Raw genomic sequence first — 19,056 nt, 5'->3', positions numbered from 1 at the left:
CTTTGACAAAACGATCGCCGCAGACCAGCTGCGGCGACCTTGAATTTTCACACCTGCCATTATCCGGCGCTATCTTAAGACTTACTGATGTCCCAATGCGTGCGCAATCATTTTTCGCTTCAGGGCCGGTAATTTATCCAGCAAGTTTAATCCCAAATTGCGAACCACGCGCAACGGTTCCAGATCGGCGCCAAACAGCCGCGCCAGGCCATCGGTGGCCAGTTGCATCAGCAGCACGTCTTCCTTGCGCGCGCGCGCATAGCGGGCCAGCACGCGCTCGTCGCCGATGCCGCGGTGCGCTTCGCGTTCGCCGATCGTCTTGACCAGTTGCGCCACGTCGGCAAAACCCAGGTTCATGCCGTGGCCGGCCATCGGGTGCACCACGTGGGCGGCGTCGCCGACGAGGGCCACGCGCGGCGCCACCATGGCGTGCGGGCGCATCAGGGTGAGCGGGAACGCGCGCACCAGCTCCGGCTGCAAGGGCGTGAGCTTGCCCAGCTTGTCGTGACAGTAGGCGGCCAGGCGCGCGGCCAGGGCCTCGGCCGATTCCGACATCAAGGTATCGGCCAGCGCATCGGGCGCCGACCAGACCAGCGAGACGCGCTCGCCCGGCAACGGCAGCAGCGCGACAATGCCTTCGCTGCCCGTAAACCACTGGTGGGCGGCGCCATGGTGCGGCTTTTCGCAGGCGAAGTTGCTGACCACGCCGCGCTGGCCGTAGGAGCGGTAATCGAGGCCGATATCGCACTGGCCGCGCACCCACGATTGGGCGCCATCCGCGCCCACCACCAGCGCGCAGGTGATGGTGTCGCCGCCGTCGAGGTGCACGATGGCCGAGTCATTCGTCCATTCCAGGCGGCTGGCGCGTGCCTGTACAACGTTGACGTTCGGCGCGAATTTCAGGGCGGCGTCCAGCGCCTGGCCCAGGTTGCGGTCTTCGATGATCCACGCCAGGGTACCTACATGGGCGCCGTAGGCGTCGAAACCAAGCCCGCCCGCCTGCGCGCCGTCGCCGTTGACCAGCATGGCGTCAACGGGTGCCACCCTGTCGGCCGCCAAAGCACCCCACACCTTCAGCGACGACAGCAGCTGGTGCGCCGTGTGATTGAGCGCGTACACGCGCACGTCCCAACTCGCTTCGACCGGCTTGACGGTGGGTGCAGGAGGGTTCACCGGGGATAACAGGGTGACGCTTTGTCCTGCCTGGGCAAACGCCAGCGCCGTGGTTTTCGCGATGGCGCCATTGCCGACGATGCAAACGTCGCTGTGGCTGTGCATGAAGCGCCGCATGGTGGGGGAAGTGGGACTGTTCATGCGGCCATTATAGCGTTTGCCCCATGCTTTTCAGATAGTCCGGAAGTACAGGACGCCTGCCCCAGGTCAAGCCGTGCCATCGCGTTCATGCGGCAGTCCTCTCAAGTCAGTAACGATGTCCAGACTATGCGCCCATGCGTTGTTGAGAAAAACAGTGCTCACATCAAATAATTCTTGACTCACAGACAAATAAAGCGATGCTGACGCAGGAAATACGGGAAAAGTCGCAGCCGGCTCTTGCATTCCCGTTTTGGTCTGCTATAATTCGCCACCTTGGCCTGGTAGCTCAGTCGGTAGAGCAGAGGATTGAAAATCCTTGTGTCGGTGGTTCGATTCCGCCCCGGGCCACCAAGAATTCGCAATATCTTCAAAAACGCCACCTTCGGGTGGCGTTTTTGCGTTGGCGGCAAGCTTTGGCCTGCCGCCGCGCTGCTCCCGCTACTATTTTGCGCTTGCCATCAGCGCGCGGATCGCCGCTTCCGAGATGGGGCCATCGGGATTCTTGGCGGCAATAATGGTGGCCGCCGTTTCCAGCAGCGCCAGCGCCTGCGCCCGCTGCCCCGTGTAGAGCGCCAGGCGGCCGCGCTGGTAGGCCAGCCGGCCGTCCCAGTCCAACAGTACTTGAGCATGTCCCAGCGTGTCTGGCTGCAAGCCTTGCAGCAAGGCCGCCACGCCATCGGTACGGCGCTGCTGCAGGCGGCAGTGGGCAAGCTGGTAGCGATTCCATTGCACCGTCGCGCTGTCTTCCGCATTGTCGACGCGCACGTCGCGCAAGGTATCGATGAACAGCTGCTCCGCCTCTCCATAGCGGCCCATGCCGACATACGCGAGCGCGGCGGAAGAACGCGCACCGATGGAATGGAAGGACTGCGGTCCCTTGAGCCGGCCATAAACCGGGCTGGCCGTCATATAGGCATCGACTGACTCCTGGTAGCGCTGCGCCTTGTAATACGCGGCGCCCAAAATGTCGTATGCCAGCGCCGTGCGCGTATTCTCCATGCCCAGCGCCGCCTTCAGGCAGTGCGCGCTGGCGTTCAACATGGCAATGGCTTCGTCCACCCGGTTCAGATAGCTGTACGTCGACGCCAGGCCAAGACGCGTAAAACAGGTGCGCGCCCCTTGCGCCCCATAGCGCGTTTCCTGCAGGGCAATCAGTTTGCGAAAATATTTTTCCGCTTCCCCGTAGTCTTTCGCCATGCGACTGGCATCGGCATATACCGTCATCGCGTGCTCCTCGATGGCATGCGGCGGCTGCGGCATGGTGGCCAGTATCTGCAAGGCGCGGCGCGTTTGCTCGACGCCGAGCTTTTCGTCGAATGCGTTCGTGGCCAGCCCGGCACGAGCCAGCCAATAACCGGCCTCGATGACCGGATACCGGCCCTGGCGGCTGGCCAGCCAGCGCTCGACAATATCAAGCTCCGCCTGCGCCTCACGGGTCTGCGTCACTTCCATCAGGTCGCTGGCCAGGTTGACGCGGATCTGCGCCAGTTGCTCGCTATCGGCAGGCAGCGCCTGGCCTGCGCGCAGGGCCAGACGGCCTTCGGCTATGGCGGCCTGATGCTCGGTCAAGCCCGAAAAGGTCTTTTGCATCGCCTCGTGCAGCGCCACCTGCACTTCCGGCGCGCTGTCCTTGAAGCGCCCATCGATGGCCAGCGCCGCCTTCCTGGCGGCCTCCAGCATGGTCACGCCGGCACGGCCGCTGATGGAGGGATTGGCCTGGGCGATCAAGTCTTCGCTGAGGAAGCGGTTCATCGCCTGCCCCACGGCCACTTGCCGCAGCAGGGCCTGCTGGTCGCGCCGCGCCTGCTGATAAAACACCAGGCTGGCCGCGAGGCCGACGGCGAGCACGGCCAGCGATACCAGCATCCATGGCCGCTGCGCCTTGAAACGGCGCACGCGCGCGTGCTCCAGTTGCGCCGCCTCCTGCGCCGCGTGCTCGGCCTGCGCCTGCGCCCGGCGCGCGTCCAGGCTGCGCAGCCGCTCGGCCAGCAAGGCCACGCTGGCCAGGCGGCGCAGGGGGTCGCCATCGGTGGCCTGGGCGATATCGTCGGCCAGCAGGCTGTCGGCAATGTCGCGCTGCCAGCCCGGCATCAATGGCCGCTGCATGTCGCCCACCAGCAGCTGGTACAGAATGACGCCCAAGGCAAACACATCGCTGCGCTGCGTCGTTGCGCCGCCGGCAAACAATTCGGGTGCAATATACATGGGCGTGCCCTGCGACACATCGCTGCCGACGCCGTGCGTGCCCGTCATGCCCAGCTGCGTAATGGCAAGCTGCTCCAGCCGGCCCGGTTCGAGCAGGCGCGCGCTGCCAAAGTCGGTCAGGCGCGCCTGCCAGCCTGCCGCCACTGGCGCGATCAGGATATTTTGCGGCTTCAAGTCCTTGTGCAGCACGCTCACGCCATGCGCGGCGGCCACGGCATCGACAATTTGCAGGAACAGCGACAGACGCGCCGCACCATCGAGTTGTGCCAGGCGTCCATCCTGCCGGCTCCACTCCAGCAGATTGTCGCCGCCAAACTCGCTTTCCATGAAAAACGGCGGCTGCTCGAAATTCCAGTCCAGCACCATGGCGATGTCGGGACGCGGCCCCAGTTCATCGCGCAGGAAGCGCGAAATCGTCGTTTCCCGCTTCAGCGATACCAGATACTGCGCATCGGTGGCAAACTTGAACACGCGGCGCTCGCCGCCGGCCGCTTCGCGGGCCAGCCAGACTTCGCCCGAAGTGGACTGCCCGAGGATGCGTTCCAGGCGGAAATGATCCCGCCCCGGCACGGCTTGTCCGGGCGCCAGGGCGATCTGGCTTTCAAAGGTCTTGCCGACCACCACCCGGTCGCCGTCGCCCGTGATGCGGTAACCCTGGCGCGGCACGGTCTCGATGAGACTGGCATGCGATTCGCCGAGGGCATTGCGCAAGCGGTTGACGGCCGTCGCCAGGGCCTCCTTGCTGGCCGAACCGCCCTTCCAGACGATGGCCTCGAGTTCGCTGCGCGAGACAATCTCATGGCGTCGCGCCAACAAGGCCGACAACAAGGCGCGCCCCTGCGGATGAATTTCCGCCCGCAAGCCATTCACCGACAGCTCGCCGCTGGCCTCGTCAAACTCGACCGGCCCAAAACGGTAGCGATATACATTGCCCATTGCTTTCCTTGTTGTTATCGATGTACCAACATGCGTGGCGCCCTGGCGCACCACAAGTTAAATGAAATGATAACAAATTCAACAAGTTTCCTATCGGAAAATATTCATGGCAAGCCCGCCGACGCCGCGCCGGGCCTTCCACACGGCGACGCCCGCCTCTACATGCGCATATCAATATGCTTTCAAATCAACAGCCTACATGGCTGTCATGATTCGGTTATGTCAAAACCGTGGCGCGGCGGGCGGCAGCGCTGGCATGCTGGAAGCACGTTATCGCAAGGAGGAAGCGCATGAGTATCAAGATCTACGAGGGTGTCATCGAGTCCCTGGGGGAAAAGTGGAACAAAGGCTGCTACCTCGAATACGCCAACTTGAACATGGTCGGCGGCGTCCGGGTGAGAAGGCGCTTCCTTGTCACGGAGGAAATGGACGATATCCTGCAGGAGGTGCTGCAGTCGGGCGAGAAGGTCAAGTTGCACATGACCATCATGACCCAGGAAACCAGGAGCGGCGCCTTGCTGGCGCTGGAGCGCGCCAATGGCGTGGTATATGCGTTGAATCCACCCGCCGGCACACGCACGATCAAGGCCTGGATGTCCGCAATACTGGTTCTCTCGCTGCTGACGCTCCCTATAGGTGCGGGCTTCGTTCTCTTGGCGATATGGTGGAGCACGAAAAAGAAATTAGCGTCCACCTATGCACTATATGACCACCTGAACTCGCTCCAGGGTGCTATCCGGGTCGATCAAGACCTGAAATAGCCGCGGCGCCCCAAAAGGGGGCGCCACCACTACCACATCAGATCGTCGGGAATCTGGAACGCCGCGTAGGGATCGTCCTCGTCCACTTCCGTGCTGGCCTGTTTCACGCGCACGACGATGGCGGGATCGCGCTCGGCGATCTTGTCGGCGATAATGCGCGGCACCAGTTCCACGGCGCCACCGAGGCAGATGATCACCAGGCGCCCCGCCACCAGGTGGGCCTGCACGGCGGCCGTGACGTAGATGCGCTCGATCTTGTTATTAAAAGTGAAATTGTATGGCACCTCGCCATTGTTGCCCTTGCTCTGGCGGTTCTTTTGCACCATTTGCGCGATCTGCGCCACGATGGCCTTCTGGTTGGCGGCCGCGTCGCGCTGGGCGTTCAGTTCGCGCGCGCGCTCCGCGTTCTTGCGCTGGGTCTCGAGCGCGGCCAGGCGCACCTCGTCGACACTTTGCGTGCCGCTCTTGCGCTCGTCCTTTTTTTGCTTGCTCTTGTCCTGGTTGGCCAATTTGACCTTCTTCTTGTCGACCAGGCCGGCCTTTAAAAACTGCTCTTGCAACGAGACCATAACTACTCCGTATTGAGGGTGCGCCGGCCAAGGCAGCCGCATCGGCCGGTGGAAAGACGCTAGCATAGCAAAAAATGGCGCCGCTGCCGCCGCAGAATGGCTGCCCTGGCCAGCGGGCAGGCGCTTGGCACCGGCCAGTAACAAAAAGACACACTCGAGTGGAAATTTTGTTGATAAATGTCATATAGTTAGTTACGTTCTGCATATCGGCCGTGACAGCCGTTTGCTTGTCCCTTCCATCGCCAGCGTCTACAAGGATTTGCCATGAAACAATTAATCGCCCTCTGCATCGCCGCCGCGTTTTCCAGCACCGCCTTTGCCGCCGCACCGGACGCGGCGCCCGCCGCCAAGACGGCGCAGCAATCGAAAATGACGACCTGCAATGCCGACGCCGCCGGCAAGAAAGGCGATGAGCGCAAGGCCTTCATGAAGGAGTGCCTGAGCGCCAAGCCGGCGCCGGCCATGACGCAGCAAAACAAGATGAAAGCGTGCAATGCCGACGCCAAGGACATGAAGGGCGACGCGCGCAAGGCTTTCATGAAAGAATGCCTGAGCGCACCAAAGAAATAAGCGCCGCGTCGAAGCGCCCGTCTGCGCTTGCCCCACCGCGCCAGCCGTCAGGCTGGCTTTTTTTTTCCTGCCGTACGGCGTTCCCCATCACCTGTCCCCTTGCTCCGCCGGCAGCCTGCCGGCCAGCGCCTGCCTCGCCCTCTTGCCGCAAGCCTGCAACAGCGCCACGCCGGTGCCGACGCCGGCCGTGCGCATGCCAGCCGCCATGCTGGCGGGCTGGTGATCCTGCCCTAGCAATGGAGCAAGGAATGAACCGCCGACGCGGAACGCGGCCAATCATGATCAATTATCAAGATGACATGGTGATTGATAACGCGTAGTATTTATTCCGCGTACTGCTCAGTACGGCAGCATGGCAAACCGGGAAAAGGACGACAGCGTGGCGGTGTCGAACGATCTTGCGCACTGGCGCGGCCAGGTCTTCAAGCGCCTGCTGCAGGTAGTGCTGCTGCTTGGCATCGTGACGGCCATTCCCAGCGCGCTGCTGGCCGCGCGCGAAGCTATCTGGTCCATAGTCGCCCTCGACTTGCTGGCCATCGGCTGGATCGGCGCCATCTGGCATCTGCGCGCCATGCCCTACCATTGGCGCGTGTGGCAATTCCTCATCGTCGCCTACCTGGTCGGCGTGGGCCTGCTGCTGAAAATCGGCCCCGTCAGCCAGATCTACATGATGCTCATGCCCGTGCTGGCGGCCTTGCTGCTGGGGATGCGGCCGGCCCTGTCGACGCTGGCGCTGACCTCGCTGAGCATCTTTTTCCTCGGCCTGCATCCGGGCGCCGCGCTGCACATGCAGGGCGTGCCCGATACGCCCCTGCTGCGCGCGCTGATCATCGCCCTGAACTTCCTGTTCATCGCCGCCGTGCTGACCCTGTCCTGCGCCTTCCTGCTGCGTCACCTCGAACGCAGCAGCCAGGCCTTGTCGCAGCTGAACGCGGAACTGCGCCTGACAGCCAGCGCGCTGGCCCGCCTGAACGACATGGTGATGATCGCCGCGGTGGCCGATGAGGCCACGGCGGCGCACATGGCGCCAGCCACGCGCATCATCTTCGTCAACGATGCCTTCGAGCGCAGCAGCGGCTATGCGCGCGCCGAGGTGCTGGGACGCAGCCTGCTGTTCCAGCAGGGGCCGGCCACCGATACGGAGGCACTGGCGCGCATCGCCCGCGCCATGCGCGCTGGCCAGGCGGCGCGGGAAGAGCTGCTCAACTACAGCAAGGCCGGCACGGCTTACTGGGTCGAGGCGGAGCTGGTGCCGTTCGCCGACGCGGGCGGCCGGCAGACGCACTGGGTGGCCGTCGAGCGCGGGATCGACGAGCGCAAGAAATCGGAAGCATCCATCCACCGCCTGGCCTTCTACGATGTGCTCACGGGCCTGCCCAACCGGCGCCTGCTGATGGACCGCATCGGCCACCTGCTGGCCGCGGCGCCGCGCGACAATACAATCAGCGCGCTGATGTTCATCGACCTCGACCACTTCAAGCACATCAACGACGCGCGCGGCCACGCCACGGGCGACGCGCTGCTGCGCATGGCCGGCGAACGCCTGGCACGGCTGATGCGCAAGGCCGATACCGTGGCGCGCATCGGCGGCGATGAATTCGTCGTGCTGCTGGCGCACCTGGCGGGCGACCTGGACACCGCCGGCCACACGGCGATGCTGGTGGCCGAGAAAATCCGCAGCGCCATCGCGCGCGACTTCGACATCGCCGGCCAGTCCTACCACTGCAGCGCCAGCATCGGCGTGACCCTGCTGCCGAAAACGGGGCGGCAGGCGCACGACCTGCTGCGCGAAGCCGACATCGCCATGTACCGCGCCAAGGCCGAGGGACGCAACGGCATCGCCTTTTTTGAAGCGGCCATGCAGGCCGGCGTGGAGCGCCGCCTGACCCTGGAACGGGCGCTGGCGCGCGCCCTCGACATGGACGAATTGCGCATGCACGTGCAGCCGCAGCTGGACCGCCACGGCCGGGTGACGGGCGCCGAAATGCTGATGCGCTGGCCACAGGCCGACGGCAGCGCCATCGGGCCGGCCGTCTTCATTCCCATCGCCGAGGATTCGGGACTCATCGTCAAGCTGGGCAACTGGGCCCTGCGCGAGGCGTGCCGGGCCGCCGCGCAACTGGCACGGGCCGGCTGGCATTTCGCGCTGTCCGTGAATGTCAGCCCGGCCCAGTTCCGCCAGCCCGATTTTGCCGACCGCGTGCAGGCGGCGCTGGCCGGCAGCGGCGCGCCCGCCGGCACGCTGATCCTGGAATTGACGGAAGGCCTGCTGATCGACCAGCGCGACGCCTCGCTCAAGCGCATGCGCGAACTGGCCAGCCTGGGCATCCGCTTTTCCATCGACGATTTCGGCACCGGCTATTCCAGCCTCGCCTACCTGACCTCGATGCCGCTGTACGAACTGAAAATCGACAAGCGCTTCATCGACGACACGCCGCGCGACGCCAGCGATACGGCCATCGTGCAAGCGATCCTGGCCATGGCGGGCCACCTGGGCTTGCGCGTGGTGGCCGAAGGCGTGGAAACGCAGGAGCAGGCCGACTTCCTGATCGCCCACGATTGCGACGGCTTGCAGGGCTATCTGTATGCGCGGCCCATGCCCTTGCCCGACTTTATGCTCTGGCTGGCCGAACGGCATTAGCTTTACGGCATTTCCCCCTTGAAACTACTCCGCTAGAATACGGGCCTGCTGGCCCTGCTGCCTCAGCCTCCTCTTTTCCTTCTTGTTAAAGTGATCTCCGATGCGTCTGGTTCTTCCCCTGTTGGCCCGTCCTCTGCTGCTGTCGCTGCTGGCCGCCGCCCTGCCCGCCGCGCATGCGGCCCCTTCCACCACCGCGCCCACGCCGATCACCCTGGACCAGGCCATGGCCGATCCCGACTGGATCGGCACACCCGTCGAGGCGGCATGGTGGGGCTGGAACGGCCAGCTGTATTACAAGCAGAAGCGCCTCGGTTCGCCCTTGCGCGACACTTTTCAAGTGGCAGGCGCGAACGCCAAACTGAATAGCGGCAAGAAGGTTGACGATGCGCAATTGGCGAACCTCGATGGCCAGCACATGGTCGTCAACCGGGCCGGCACGCGCGCCATCCTGCTGCGCAACGGAGACCTGTTCGAACGCGACCTGAAAAACGGCAGCTTGACGCAAATCACGCGAGGCGTCCCGGCCATCAGCGACCCGCAATATTGCGCCGATGGCGGCGCCGTGCAATACCGCAGCGGCACCGACTGGTTCAGCTGGAGCCGCGCTGACCGCCTGAGCGCGCCCGTCGCCCTGCTGCGCGCGGCCAAGGACCCGGACGCCAAACCGGAAGCGGACGCGCAGCGCGAGCTGCAGCTGCGCCTGATCGTCAACCTGGCGCGCCAGAAGGAGGACCGCGACGCGAGCCGCGAGCGCCGCCACGAAGAGCGCCGCCTGGACGCCACGCGCGCGCCGGAACCGATCTACCTGGGCGATAAAGTGACGATTTCCGGCAGCGCCCTGTCGCCGGACGGCCGCTGGCTGCTGTTCGTCACGCAGGACAAGGCCGCCGAAAAGGGCAAGCTGGGCAAACTGGCCCGCTATGTCACGGAAACGGGCTATCCGGAAGCGGACGACGAGCGCACGCGCGTAGGCCGCAACATGCCGATTGCGCAAAGCCTGAAGCTGGCCGATCTGCGCACGGGCCAGGTGCGCGAAATACCGTTTGACAGCCTGCCCGGCATCGCCGCCGACCCGCTGGCGCAGCTGCGCGCCGAACAGAAGCTGCCGCCGCTGAAAGGCAACCGCGCCGTGCGCATCGACGCCCAGCGCGACGGCATCGCCTGGAGCGATGACGGTGCCAAGGTGGCCGTGCGCGTGCGCGCCATCGACAACAAGGACCGCTGGATCGCCACCGTCGACCTGGCCAATGGCGCGCTCGTGCCCGTGCACCGCATCAGCGACGCGGCCTGGGTCAACCGCCGCGCCGACGAATTCGGCTGGCTGCCCGACAACGCCACCCTGTGGTACCTGTCCGAGGAAAGCGGCTACGCCCACCTGTACGCGAAAACCGGCGCGGCCCCCGCGCGCGCCTTGACGAGCGGCCAGTGGGAAGTGAGCGCCGTCGAATGGAGCCGCGACGGCAAGACTGCCTATTTTATGTGCAACCGGCAGGCGCCGGGCACGTATGAAGTGTGCGCCAGCTCGGCCAAGGATGGCGGCGCGCGCGAAGTGACAAAGTTAAAAGGCGTGGAAAACTTCGGCCTGTCGCCCGATGGCGGCAAGCTGCTGCTGCGCTATTCGGCCAGCTATCTGCCGGCCCAGCTGGCGACCATTCCTGTCGCCGGCGGCAAGGCGAGCATCCTGACCGATACGCGCAGCGAGGCCTTCAAGGCGCGCAACTGGGTCATGCCGGAACTGGTGCAAGTGCCGTCCACGCATGGCGCGGCGCCCATCTGGGCCAAGCTGTACCGCCCTGCAACACTGGAAGCCGGTAAACAGTATCCGATCGTCATGTTCGCGCACGGCGCCGGCTACCTGCAGAACGTGACCGAGCGCTATCCCGTGTATTTCCGCGAACAGATGTTCCACAACCTGCTGGTGGAGCAGGGTTACATCGTGCTCGACGTCGATTACCGCGCCTCGATGGGCTATGGCAGCGCCTGGCGCACGGCCATCTACCGCCAGATGGGCCACCCGGAACTGGAAGATTTCATCGACGGCGCCAACTGGCTGGCGCAGCAGCACCAGGGCGACATCAAGAACGTGGGCATCTATGGCGGCAGCTATGGCGGCTTCATGAGCCTGATGGCCCTGATGCGCGCGCCGGAAATCTTCAAGTCCGGCGCCGCCCTGCGTCCCGTGACGGACTGGACCACCTACAACCACGAGTACACGGCCAACATCCTGAACACGCCGGACGTCGATCCGCAGGCGTATAAAATTTCGTCGCCGATCGAATACGCCGACAAGCTGACGGGCAACCTCCTGATCGCCCACGGCATGATCGACGATAACGTGTTTTACCAGGATTCCGTGCGCCTGTCGCAGCGCTTGATCGAGCTCAAGAAGGACAACTGGGAAATGGCCAGCTACCCGATGGAGCGCCACGGCTTCGTGCAGCCGGAAGCGTGGTATGACGAGTACCGCCGCATCTATCAGCTGTTCAATCGTACGCTGAAGTAAACGCCAATGCCCGCTGTATGCGGGCATTTTTTATGCCCGGCGCATTTGGCAAAACCTGTCGGATTACGCGAGGCGTAGGTCGGATTAGCCCGCAAGGGCGTAATCCGACATCACACATCACACCCACCACAATCACTCAGTCAAACGGCAGCGGCCGCGGCGTCGTGTCGCTCGATGGCGGCAAAATCGGCAGCACCAGGTGCGGCTGCTTGCCCGTCAGGGTTTTCAGGAAGGCGACCAGTTTCGCGTTTTCATCGGGCGTGAAGGTGCGGCCCAGCTGCAAGCGGCCCATCACGTCGACGGCTTGCGTCAGGGTCGCCGCCTCGCCATCGTGGAAGTAGGGGTAGGTCAATTCCACGTTGCGCAGGGTCGGCACCTTGAAGTTGAAGCGGTCCGCATCCTTGCCCGTCACGGCCGCGCGTCCCTCGGTCGTCATGGCCGTCTTGTAAGGCGCGACGATGCCCATTTTCTGGAAAGAATTGCCGCCCACGGCGGGGCCGTTATGGCAGGCGATGCAGCCGCTGGATTTAAATAACTGGTAGCCGGCCAGCTCGTCTTTCGTCAACGCGCTTTTCTTGCCCATCAGCCATTGATCGAAGCGCGAACCGGGCGTCACCAACACTTCCTCGAAGGCGGCGATGGCGCGCGTGACTTGCTCGATGGTCAATTTATCCTGGCCAAACACCTGCTTGAATTCCTTGCGGTAGGCGGGAATCGAGGCCAGCACGTCGATCGCCAGCTCGTGCGTAAAAGCCATCTCGCCCGGATTGGCGATGGGGCCGCCCGCCTGCTCCTGCAAATCCCTGGCGCGGCCATCCCACATCTGCGCCACGTTCATGCCGGCATTGAGCACCGTGGGTGAGTTGATGGGCCCGCGCTGCCAGTTGTGGCCGATCGAAGTCTTGATGTTGTCCGTGCCGCCCATGCTCAGGTTATGGCAGCTGTTGCAGGAAATAAAGCCCGAGCGCGACAGGCGCGGATCGAAAAACAGTTTCTTGCCCAGCTCGACCATGGCAGGATTGGCCACCTTGGCGGCCTTGATCGGCTGGATCGGCTCCTTCTCCGCGGCATGCAGGACGCCGCCGAAAGCCAGGCTGGCGATGAAGAGGAAGGGTGAGAGGGTGCGGCGCATAGTCTAACTCCTGGAAGCATTCCCGAATCGGCGGTGCACGCCGGCGCGGGAATGCAGCGCGGCGGCCCGGTCGCCACCCGACCATCGCTGATTGGATGTTGATTTATATTAACTTTGACTGCTTGATAATGAAAATGACGGGGATCAAGGTTCTGGCCAAGTGCGAATCGCGCTTGCCATTTGGGCAAGCGTGGCACATGATGAGGGCATGCAAACGCCAACCTACTCCGCCCTGTTGCCCCTGTTGCGCGCCGCCTGCGCCGCCATCCTGCTGCTGGCCACCAGTGCCTGCGGCAGCGCCCCCGCACAAGATGCGCCGCCCGCGCCCGGCAATGCCGGCTTGCTGGCGCAAATCCAGGCGGAAGTGGGCGCCGCCGCCTGCGATTCCACCCAGCAATGCCAAACCATCGCCATCGGCGCCAAGGCCTGCGGCGGCCCCGAGCGCTACCTGGCCTGGTCCAACAAAAACAATGACGGCAAGAAACTCAAGGCCTTGGCCCAGGCGCAAGCCGAGGCCAGCCGCAAGCAGCAGCAGGCCGATGGCATGATGTCGACCTGCTCCATCGTCACGGACCCCGGCGCGACCTGCGAGGCGGGACGCTGCGTGCTGCAAAAGAGCGCCATGGGCGGCAACTCGGCGATGTAAAAAAAGCCGCTGGATCAGCGGCTTGCGTGATGCGGCAACAACTCAGGACTGCAGCTGCAAGGTCTTGATGATTTTGCTTTCCACCTTCTCGCCCGCGCCCGAAGTGGCATTCTTGCTTTCCTTGCGCAGCAACAATAAGTGGTCGCCGCTGACGCCATACTGGCGCGTCTCGTCCGTCTTTTGCGTAAAACTGACGACGACAAAGGCGCGCCCGCTCACATCGAAGTGAAAATGGCTGGCCAGCGGCGTGCCGTCGGCGGCGATCCACACCTCGATGCCGCCCTCGAACTTCTTCACATACTTGCGGTCTTTCTCAGGTACCTTGTCGAGCGACAAGGTAAAACTCAGCAGGCGCGCCGGCTTGCCCTTGTAGCTATCGATCTTCTCGCCGCTGAACACGGCTTCCTCGATCTCGCGCGACAGGGCATCGGCCGCCGACACCATGGAGCGCAACTCCGCCGCCTTCATTTCTCCCAGCGCAAAGCCGATCGGCGTCTTGACCTTCGGATCTTTTACCCTGGCGCGCTGCTCGGCTTCCACTTTCGCCAGCAAGTCCTTGCCGTAGAGCACCTGCAAGCCCGCCGGTCCGCCCTCGACGGCCACCGTGGCCTGGCCGCTATCGTCTTCCGCCGCCTTGCCCTCGCCCTCGCGGCGCCAGGTTTTCGATTCGACCTGCGCCTTGATCGGCATCTGGCCCTGCAAGCGCGCCAGCGCCGCATTCAGGTCGGCCAGGCCATCGGCCCGCGCCGTACCGCACAACAAACTGAACAAACCCGCCACCATCAGGCCCTGCACTCCAATACGTCGCTGCATCGCCACATCCCTTCAGCTCATACAAGGATGCCAAAACACCATGTTTTGGCCATCTGTTGCATTTGAACACAGCTAGCTCTGGTCAGGTGGAAAGTCTTTCTGCTATAATTCGCCGCCTTGGCCTGGTAGCTCAGTCGGTAGAGCAGAGGATTGAAAATCCTTGTGTCGGTGGTTCGATTCCGCCCCGGGCCACCAAGAATTCAGCAGTGCATAGCAAAAAGCCAACCTTCGGGTTGGCTTTTTGTTTACAAGCTCAAAAAATCTGTGCCCCGGCCCATCCATGGTGTCCGGTAGGCCACCGTACGTCGGGCGGCTCCGCTTATTGCTCAGCGTTAATACACTCCACCATGCCGAGCACGACCGCCTGAGATCAGGGCCTAGGCCTATTCAGTTCTTGGCACCCATGCCTTAACCTTTGCAAACATTTTTTCATGCGCCGCGGCTGTCTCATTGCTGTCAAAGGAAGCAAGTATCCTGGATAGGGTTGCGGCTTTATGGCCTCTGAAGCTAGATAACAGGCACCAGAAATAAGCTTGCTGAATATCCTGCGGGACGCCTCTGCCGTAAAGGTACATCAAGCTCAAATTGTACTGCGCACCAGCATCGCCTTGATCCGCCGCTCGGCGATACCATTTAACCGCTTGCTTCTCATCCTTGATAGGCCCGCGACTACTGGCATACAGCACACCCAGATTGTATTGTGCGTCGACGTAGCCTTGCTCCGCAGCCTTCCGATACCAGGTCGAAGCTTCCTCTTCGTCACGCGGGACGCCTGTACCGTTGACATAAGCCAATGCCAAACTGAACTGTCCACGCGAACTCCCCTGCGCCGCCGCTTTTCGATACCAGCTCACCGCTTGCTGCTCGTCTTTCGAGACACCTTCCCCATTGGCGAACGCTAAGCCCAATTCAAGCTGTGCGTTGGCATGCCCTTGTTCAGCAGCCTTGCGATACCAGGTCACCGCCTGCTGTCCGTCCTCAGGCATGCCCCACCCGTCTGCCGCTGCCGTTCCCATACGATATTGCGCACGAGCAAACCCATCATCGGCGGCTCTGCGATACCAACTGATAGCTTGCACTGGATCCTTGGAAACCCCATGTCCGAATTCGTACATCCCTCCCATGAAAAACTGTGCGAGAGCGTCGCCCTGCTCTGCCGCCTTGCGATGCCAAGCCAGAGCCTGTTGCCAATCCTGAGGGACTCCCTTGCCTTTGCCGTACATTACGGCCAGGTTCTGCTGCGCATCGGCCAAGCCCTGCTCCGCAGCTTTTCGATACCATGAAACCGCCCGTTGCTCATCTTTTGAAGTACCCACGCCGTTGGCATACATCTCGCCCAACTTGTTCTGCGCCACTGCATTACCATCCGCAGCGAGTTTCGCGTAGCCCGTTAAAGACGCAGGGTAATCTTTCGCCTCATACGCTGTGTTGACTTCGTCTAATGTCGGGGACGACATAGCGGCTTCGGCAGCAAGTGCGAGTGTCAACAGACATGTCAAAAAATAGAATTTCATGGTTGAATGACCTTTATCAGAAAAATTTCTTCCAAACCATTTAGACGGAAAGTCGTGCATTGGAATGCGGGCCGAACCGTTCGGCCGACGTTCGTTTCGAACAGGCACTCGGACTGGTCAGCGGATAGTGTCTCCCTTTTATGCGGCAGCCGATGAGCAGAATGAGAGATCGTTGCCCTTGATCAACTATGGTTTGCTGTGCGCACACGGCACTCCGGGATGCCAGATTGATTGCACCATGTTGATTTTCAGGAATTATCTCGAAGATAAATAAAAGTGTGATTTATTTGACATCGACCAGCATCGGAATTGAAAAACCTTGGTCGGTGGCTCGATTCCGCCCCAGGCACCAGGAATTCAGCGGCACATGGCAAAAACCTTCCATCCCGCCGCTATGTACGCAAACGAACGGACTGCAGCCACCCAAGAGCCCATGCTGCAGGCAGACCACACCCCCCTCCCGCCGCCAGCGCCCTGCGCGACACGGCTGTTGGGTCGGCTGGTCAGCTCTCCCGCCACACCGCCATGCGAAACTCGCGCCCGACGCCGTCGAGCCGTTCCGTACATTACGGCTCACTGCCAAAGGATGCATCATGAAACCTACCCTGATATTGCTCGCGCTCGCCTCTACCCTCGCCCTGAGCGCTTGCCAGCGCGAAGCGCCGCCCGCGCCCACCGTCGTGCAAGTCGTTCCCGGCCCCGCCGGCGCGCCGGGTCCTGCCGGCGCCACCGGTGCCACGGGCGCTGAAGCCCCTGCCGGCGCGACCGGTGCCACCGGTGCGACCGGACAGACAGGACAGACCGGCGACAGCGGTGCCGCCGGATACGACGGCGCCAAGGGCGCTACCGGTGCACAAGGCAACGATGGCGCCAAGGGCGACGACGGCGCAAAAGGCAAGACAGGCGACACGGTGATTGTCGTTCCGCAACGCTAATACGCCTCGCGCCAGACACCACAACGCCAACCGATCCGGTTGGCGTTGTGCGTATGCGCAGTACCGCACAGTAACATCGGCCGCATCGGCCTACCCTGCTCTTATTACACAGGGAGATATCGCATGCTGACGCTCATACTGATGGTGGCCCTGCTGGGCTTGGCTTTACTGTTCGCGCCCGGCCCCGTGCGCCGCGCCCTGATCAGCCCCCACCTGCTGGCCCTGTTCAAGCGCATCCTGCCAAGCATGTCCGCGACGGAGCGCGATGCCCTCGAGGCGGGCACCACGTGGTGGGATGCGGACCTGTTTTCCGGCCGGCCCGACTGGACAAAATTGCTGGCGTATGGCCGCGCCACGCTCACTGCCGAGGAGCGCCACTTTCTCGAGCACGACGTCGAACATTTGTGCGAACTGGTCAACGACTGGGAAACGCAGCAGCAACTCGACTTGCCACCGCAAGCCTGGGCCTACATGAAGGAACGCGGCTTCCTCGGCATGATCATTCCCAAGCAATATGGCGGCAAGCAATTCTCCGCCTACATGCATTCGCAAGTGGTGATGAAACTGTCGAGCCGCTGCTCGGCGCTGGCCGTCACCGTGATGGTGCCCAATTCGCTGGGACCGGCCGAGTTGCTGCTGCACTACGGCACCGAAGCGCAGAAGGATTACTACCTGCCGCGCCTGGCCGCCGGCGCCGAGATCCCGTGTTTCGCGCTGACCAGCCCGTATGCGGGTTCCGACGCGGCCGCCATTCCCGACCTGGGCGTGGTCTGCATGGGCACGCATGAAGGACGCGCCACGCTGGGCATCCGCCTCAGCTGGAACAAGCGCTACATCACCCTGGCGCCCGTGGCGACGTTACTGGGGCTGGCGTTCCAGACCAGCGACCCCGAACATTTACTCTCCGACAACGACGCACCGGGCATCAGCTGCGCCCTGATTCCCGCCAGCCACGACGGCGTGGTGATCGGCCGGCGCCATCACCCCTTGAACGCCGCGTTCCAGAACGGCCCCACATCCGGCAACGATGTCTTCATCCCCATCGACTGGGTCATCGGCGGCCAGGCGCAGGTGGGCAAAGGATGGCGCATGCTGATGGAATGCCTGGCGGCCGGACGCGCCATCTCGCTGCCCTCGTCCAGCGTGGGCATGGCCAAGATGGCCGTGCGCGGCACCGGCGCGTATGCGGCCGTGCGGCGCCAGTTCAACATGCCGATCGGCAAGTTCGAAGGGGTGCAGGAAGCGCTGGCGCGCATGGGCGCCAATCTGTACCTGATGGATGCGGCGCGCACGCTGGCCGCGCACGCCGTCGACCTGGGCGAAAAGCCGGCCGTCATTTCCGCCATCGTCAAATACCACGTCACGGAACGGGGCCGTGCGCTCGTCAACGACGGCATGGATATTCTCGGCGGCAAGGGCATCTGCGTGGGGCCCGACAATTTCCTCGCCAGCGCCTACCAGCAAATCCCCATCGCCATCACCGTCGAGGGCGCCAACATCCTCACGCGCAGCCTGATCATCTTTGGCCAGGGCGCCATCCGCGCGCATCCGTATGTACTCAGGGAAATGGCCGCCGTCCAGGAAAACGATGGCCGCAAGGCCTTGCGCGATTTCGATGCGGCCTTCTTTGGCCACGTCGGCTTTGTGCTGGGCAACCTGGCGCGTGGCCTGTGGTACGGCCTCGGTGGCGCGCGCCTGGCCGCCGTGCCCGATGCCGGCACGCCCGCGCTGGCAATCTATTACCGCGCCCTGACGCGGCTGTCGACGGCGTTTGCCGTCATGACCGATATGTCGATGTTCGTGCTCGGCGGCGAACTCAAGCGCCGCGAGCGGCTGTCCGCGCGCCTCGGCGACGTGCTGGCGCAGCTGTATTTGTGCTCAGCCGTGCTGAAGCGCTACGAGGACGATGGCCGGCCCGAGGCCGACCTGCCCTATGTGCACTGGTCGCTGCAGGATGCACTGCTCAAGGCGCAGCAGGGCTTGACGGGCGTGCTCGACAACTTCCCCGCGCGCGTGCTGGCGGCGCTGCTGCGCACCGTGCTGTTCCCGTTTGGCCTGCCCCACCGCCCGCCTGCCGACGCACTCGGCAGCGAGGTGGCGCAGGCCATGCAAACGCCGGGCGCCGACCGCGAACGCCTGCTGGCCGACGGCTTCGTGGCGCACGATGCGGCCGATCCCGTGGCCGCTGCCGAGCGGGCACTGGCCCTGCTGCCGGAAGTGCTGTCCATCGACAAGCGCCTGAAAGACACGCCCGAGGGCGCCGCCCTGCGGCACCTGCCGCAAAGCCTGTCCGCCATGCAGCAGTGGCTGGCGGCGGCGAAGGCGGCGGGTTCGGTCAACTGCCAGGAACACAATACCTTGCAGGAATTCGCGCGCCTGGTCGATGGCCTGATCCAGGTCAACGATTTTCCACCGGCCGCGTCGCTGCCGGGCCGCGCCTTTGCATACAGCGCCGGCGGCGACAGCCCTGCGGGCGGCAATCTCGCGGCATAGGCGGGACGCTCCCGACCGGGCTAG

General features: G+C 63.5%; 13 protein-coding genes and 2 tRNA genes. 9 read left to right on the top strand and 6 right to left on the bottom strand.

Annotated elements, in window-relative coordinates; all coding sequences use genetic code 11:
• Positions 1-81: 81 nt before the first annotated feature.
• Positions 82-1,314, bottom strand: a complete 1,233-nt coding sequence (locus AC3RCJ_RS04760; protein ID WP_492961979.1) for an FAD-dependent monooxygenase — start codon at positions 1,312-1,314, stop codon at positions 82-84.
• A 275-nt stretch (positions 1,315-1,589) separates the two neighbouring features.
• Between AC3RCJ_RS04760 and AC3RCJ_RS04755 the strand changes: the two genes are divergently transcribed.
• Positions 1,590-1,665, top strand: a tRNA-Phe gene (locus AC3RCJ_RS04755).
• A 90-nt stretch (positions 1,666-1,755) separates the two neighbouring features.
• On the opposite strand, the gene AC3RCJ_RS04750 is transcribed toward AC3RCJ_RS04755, so the two are convergent.
• Complete coding sequence (locus tag AC3RCJ_RS04750) at positions 1,756-4,455, bottom strand: protein kinase domain-containing protein (protein WP_492961978.1); 2,700 nt, start codon at positions 4,453-4,455, stop codon at positions 1,756-1,758.
• A gap of 290 nt (positions 4,456-4,745) precedes the next feature.
• Between AC3RCJ_RS04750 and AC3RCJ_RS04745 the strand changes: the two genes are divergently transcribed.
• On the top strand, positions 4,746-5,216 hold the full coding sequence (locus AC3RCJ_RS04745; protein ID WP_492961976.1) for a hypothetical protein: 471 nt from the start codon (positions 4,746-4,748) through the stop codon (positions 5,214-5,216).
• A gap of 29 nt (positions 5,217-5,245) precedes the next feature.
• Here AC3RCJ_RS04745 and AC3RCJ_RS04740 read toward each other — a convergent pair whose 3' ends face one another.
• Positions 5,246-5,785 carry a DUF2058 domain-containing protein gene (locus tag AC3RCJ_RS04740; protein ID WP_492961974.1) on the bottom strand — a complete coding sequence of 180 codons (540 nt, stop codon included), beginning with the start codon at positions 5,783-5,785 and terminating at the stop codon, positions 5,246-5,248.
• 264 nt (positions 5,786-6,049) lie between these two features.
• Between AC3RCJ_RS04740 and AC3RCJ_RS04735 the strand changes: the two genes are divergently transcribed.
• From AC3RCJ_RS04735 to AC3RCJ_RS04725, 3 genes are all read left to right on the top strand, one after another.
• A complete protein-coding gene (locus tag AC3RCJ_RS04735) occupies positions 6,050-6,355 on the top strand; it encodes a PsiF family protein (RefSeq protein WP_492961972.1) in 306 nt (101 codons plus the stop codon).
• A gap of 352 nt (positions 6,356-6,707) precedes the next feature.
• Positions 6,708-8,996, top strand: a complete 2,289-nt coding sequence (locus tag AC3RCJ_RS04730; RefSeq protein ID WP_492961970.1) for a putative bifunctional diguanylate cyclase/phosphodiesterase — start codon at positions 6,708-6,710, stop codon at positions 8,994-8,996.
• Positions 8,997-9,096: 100 nt separating this feature from the next.
• Positions 9,097-11,499 carry a S9 family peptidase gene (locus AC3RCJ_RS04725; protein WP_492961968.1) on the top strand — a complete coding sequence of 801 codons (2,403 nt, stop codon included), beginning with the start codon at positions 9,097-9,099 and terminating at the stop codon, positions 11,497-11,499.
• A gap of 136 nt (positions 11,500-11,635) precedes the next feature.
• Here AC3RCJ_RS04725 and AC3RCJ_RS04720 read toward each other — a convergent pair whose 3' ends face one another.
• Positions 11,636-12,631 carry a cytochrome-c peroxidase gene (locus tag AC3RCJ_RS04720; RefSeq protein ID WP_492961966.1) on the bottom strand — a complete coding sequence of 332 codons (996 nt, stop codon included), beginning with the start codon at positions 12,629-12,631 and terminating at the stop codon, positions 11,636-11,638.
• A 208-nt stretch (positions 12,632-12,839) separates the two neighbouring features.
• Between AC3RCJ_RS04720 and AC3RCJ_RS04715 the strand changes: the two genes are divergently transcribed.
• Positions 12,840-13,277, top strand: a complete 438-nt coding sequence (locus AC3RCJ_RS04715) for a hypothetical protein (protein ID WP_492961964.1) — start codon at positions 12,840-12,842, stop codon at positions 13,275-13,277.
• A 42-nt stretch (positions 13,278-13,319) separates the two neighbouring features.
• Here AC3RCJ_RS04715 and AC3RCJ_RS04710 read toward each other — a convergent pair whose 3' ends face one another.
• The gene (locus tag AC3RCJ_RS04710) at positions 13,320-14,090 is read right to left on the bottom strand and encodes a hypothetical protein (RefSeq protein ID WP_492961962.1); all 771 of its coding nucleotides are present in this window, start codon (positions 14,088-14,090) and stop codon (positions 13,320-13,322) included.
• 119 nt (positions 14,091-14,209) lie between these two features.
• On the opposite strand from AC3RCJ_RS04710, the gene AC3RCJ_RS04705 reads away from it, so the two are divergent.
• Positions 14,210-14,285: transfer RNA gene (locus tag AC3RCJ_RS04705), tRNA-Phe, on the top strand.
• A gap of 188 nt (positions 14,286-14,473) precedes the next feature.
• On the opposite strand, the gene AC3RCJ_RS04700 is transcribed toward AC3RCJ_RS04705, so the two are convergent.
• Entirely contained in the window at positions 14,474-15,664 is a 1,191-nt protein-coding gene (locus AC3RCJ_RS04700; RefSeq protein ID WP_492961960.1) for an SEL1-like repeat protein, read from the bottom strand.
• A 533-nt stretch (positions 15,665-16,197) separates the two neighbouring features.
• Here AC3RCJ_RS04700 and AC3RCJ_RS04695 point away from each other — a divergent pair.
• Both AC3RCJ_RS04695 and AC3RCJ_RS04690 read left to right on the top strand, forming a co-directional pair.
• On the top strand, positions 16,198-16,539 hold the full coding sequence (locus AC3RCJ_RS04695; RefSeq protein WP_492961958.1) for a collagen-like protein: 342 nt from the start codon (positions 16,198-16,200) through the stop codon (positions 16,537-16,539).
• 123 nt (positions 16,540-16,662) lie between these two features.
• Entirely contained in the window at positions 16,663-19,032 is a 2,370-nt protein-coding gene (locus AC3RCJ_RS04690) for an acyl-CoA dehydrogenase (protein ID WP_492961956.1), read from the top strand.
• Positions 19,033-19,056 lie beyond the last annotated feature (24 nt).

It is taken from the genome of Janthinobacterium sp. GW822-FHT07H11 (assembly GCF_058798615.1).
The sequence above is the reverse complement of the archived record's forward strand: the minus strand, read 5'-3'. Positions and strand labels throughout refer to the sequence as shown.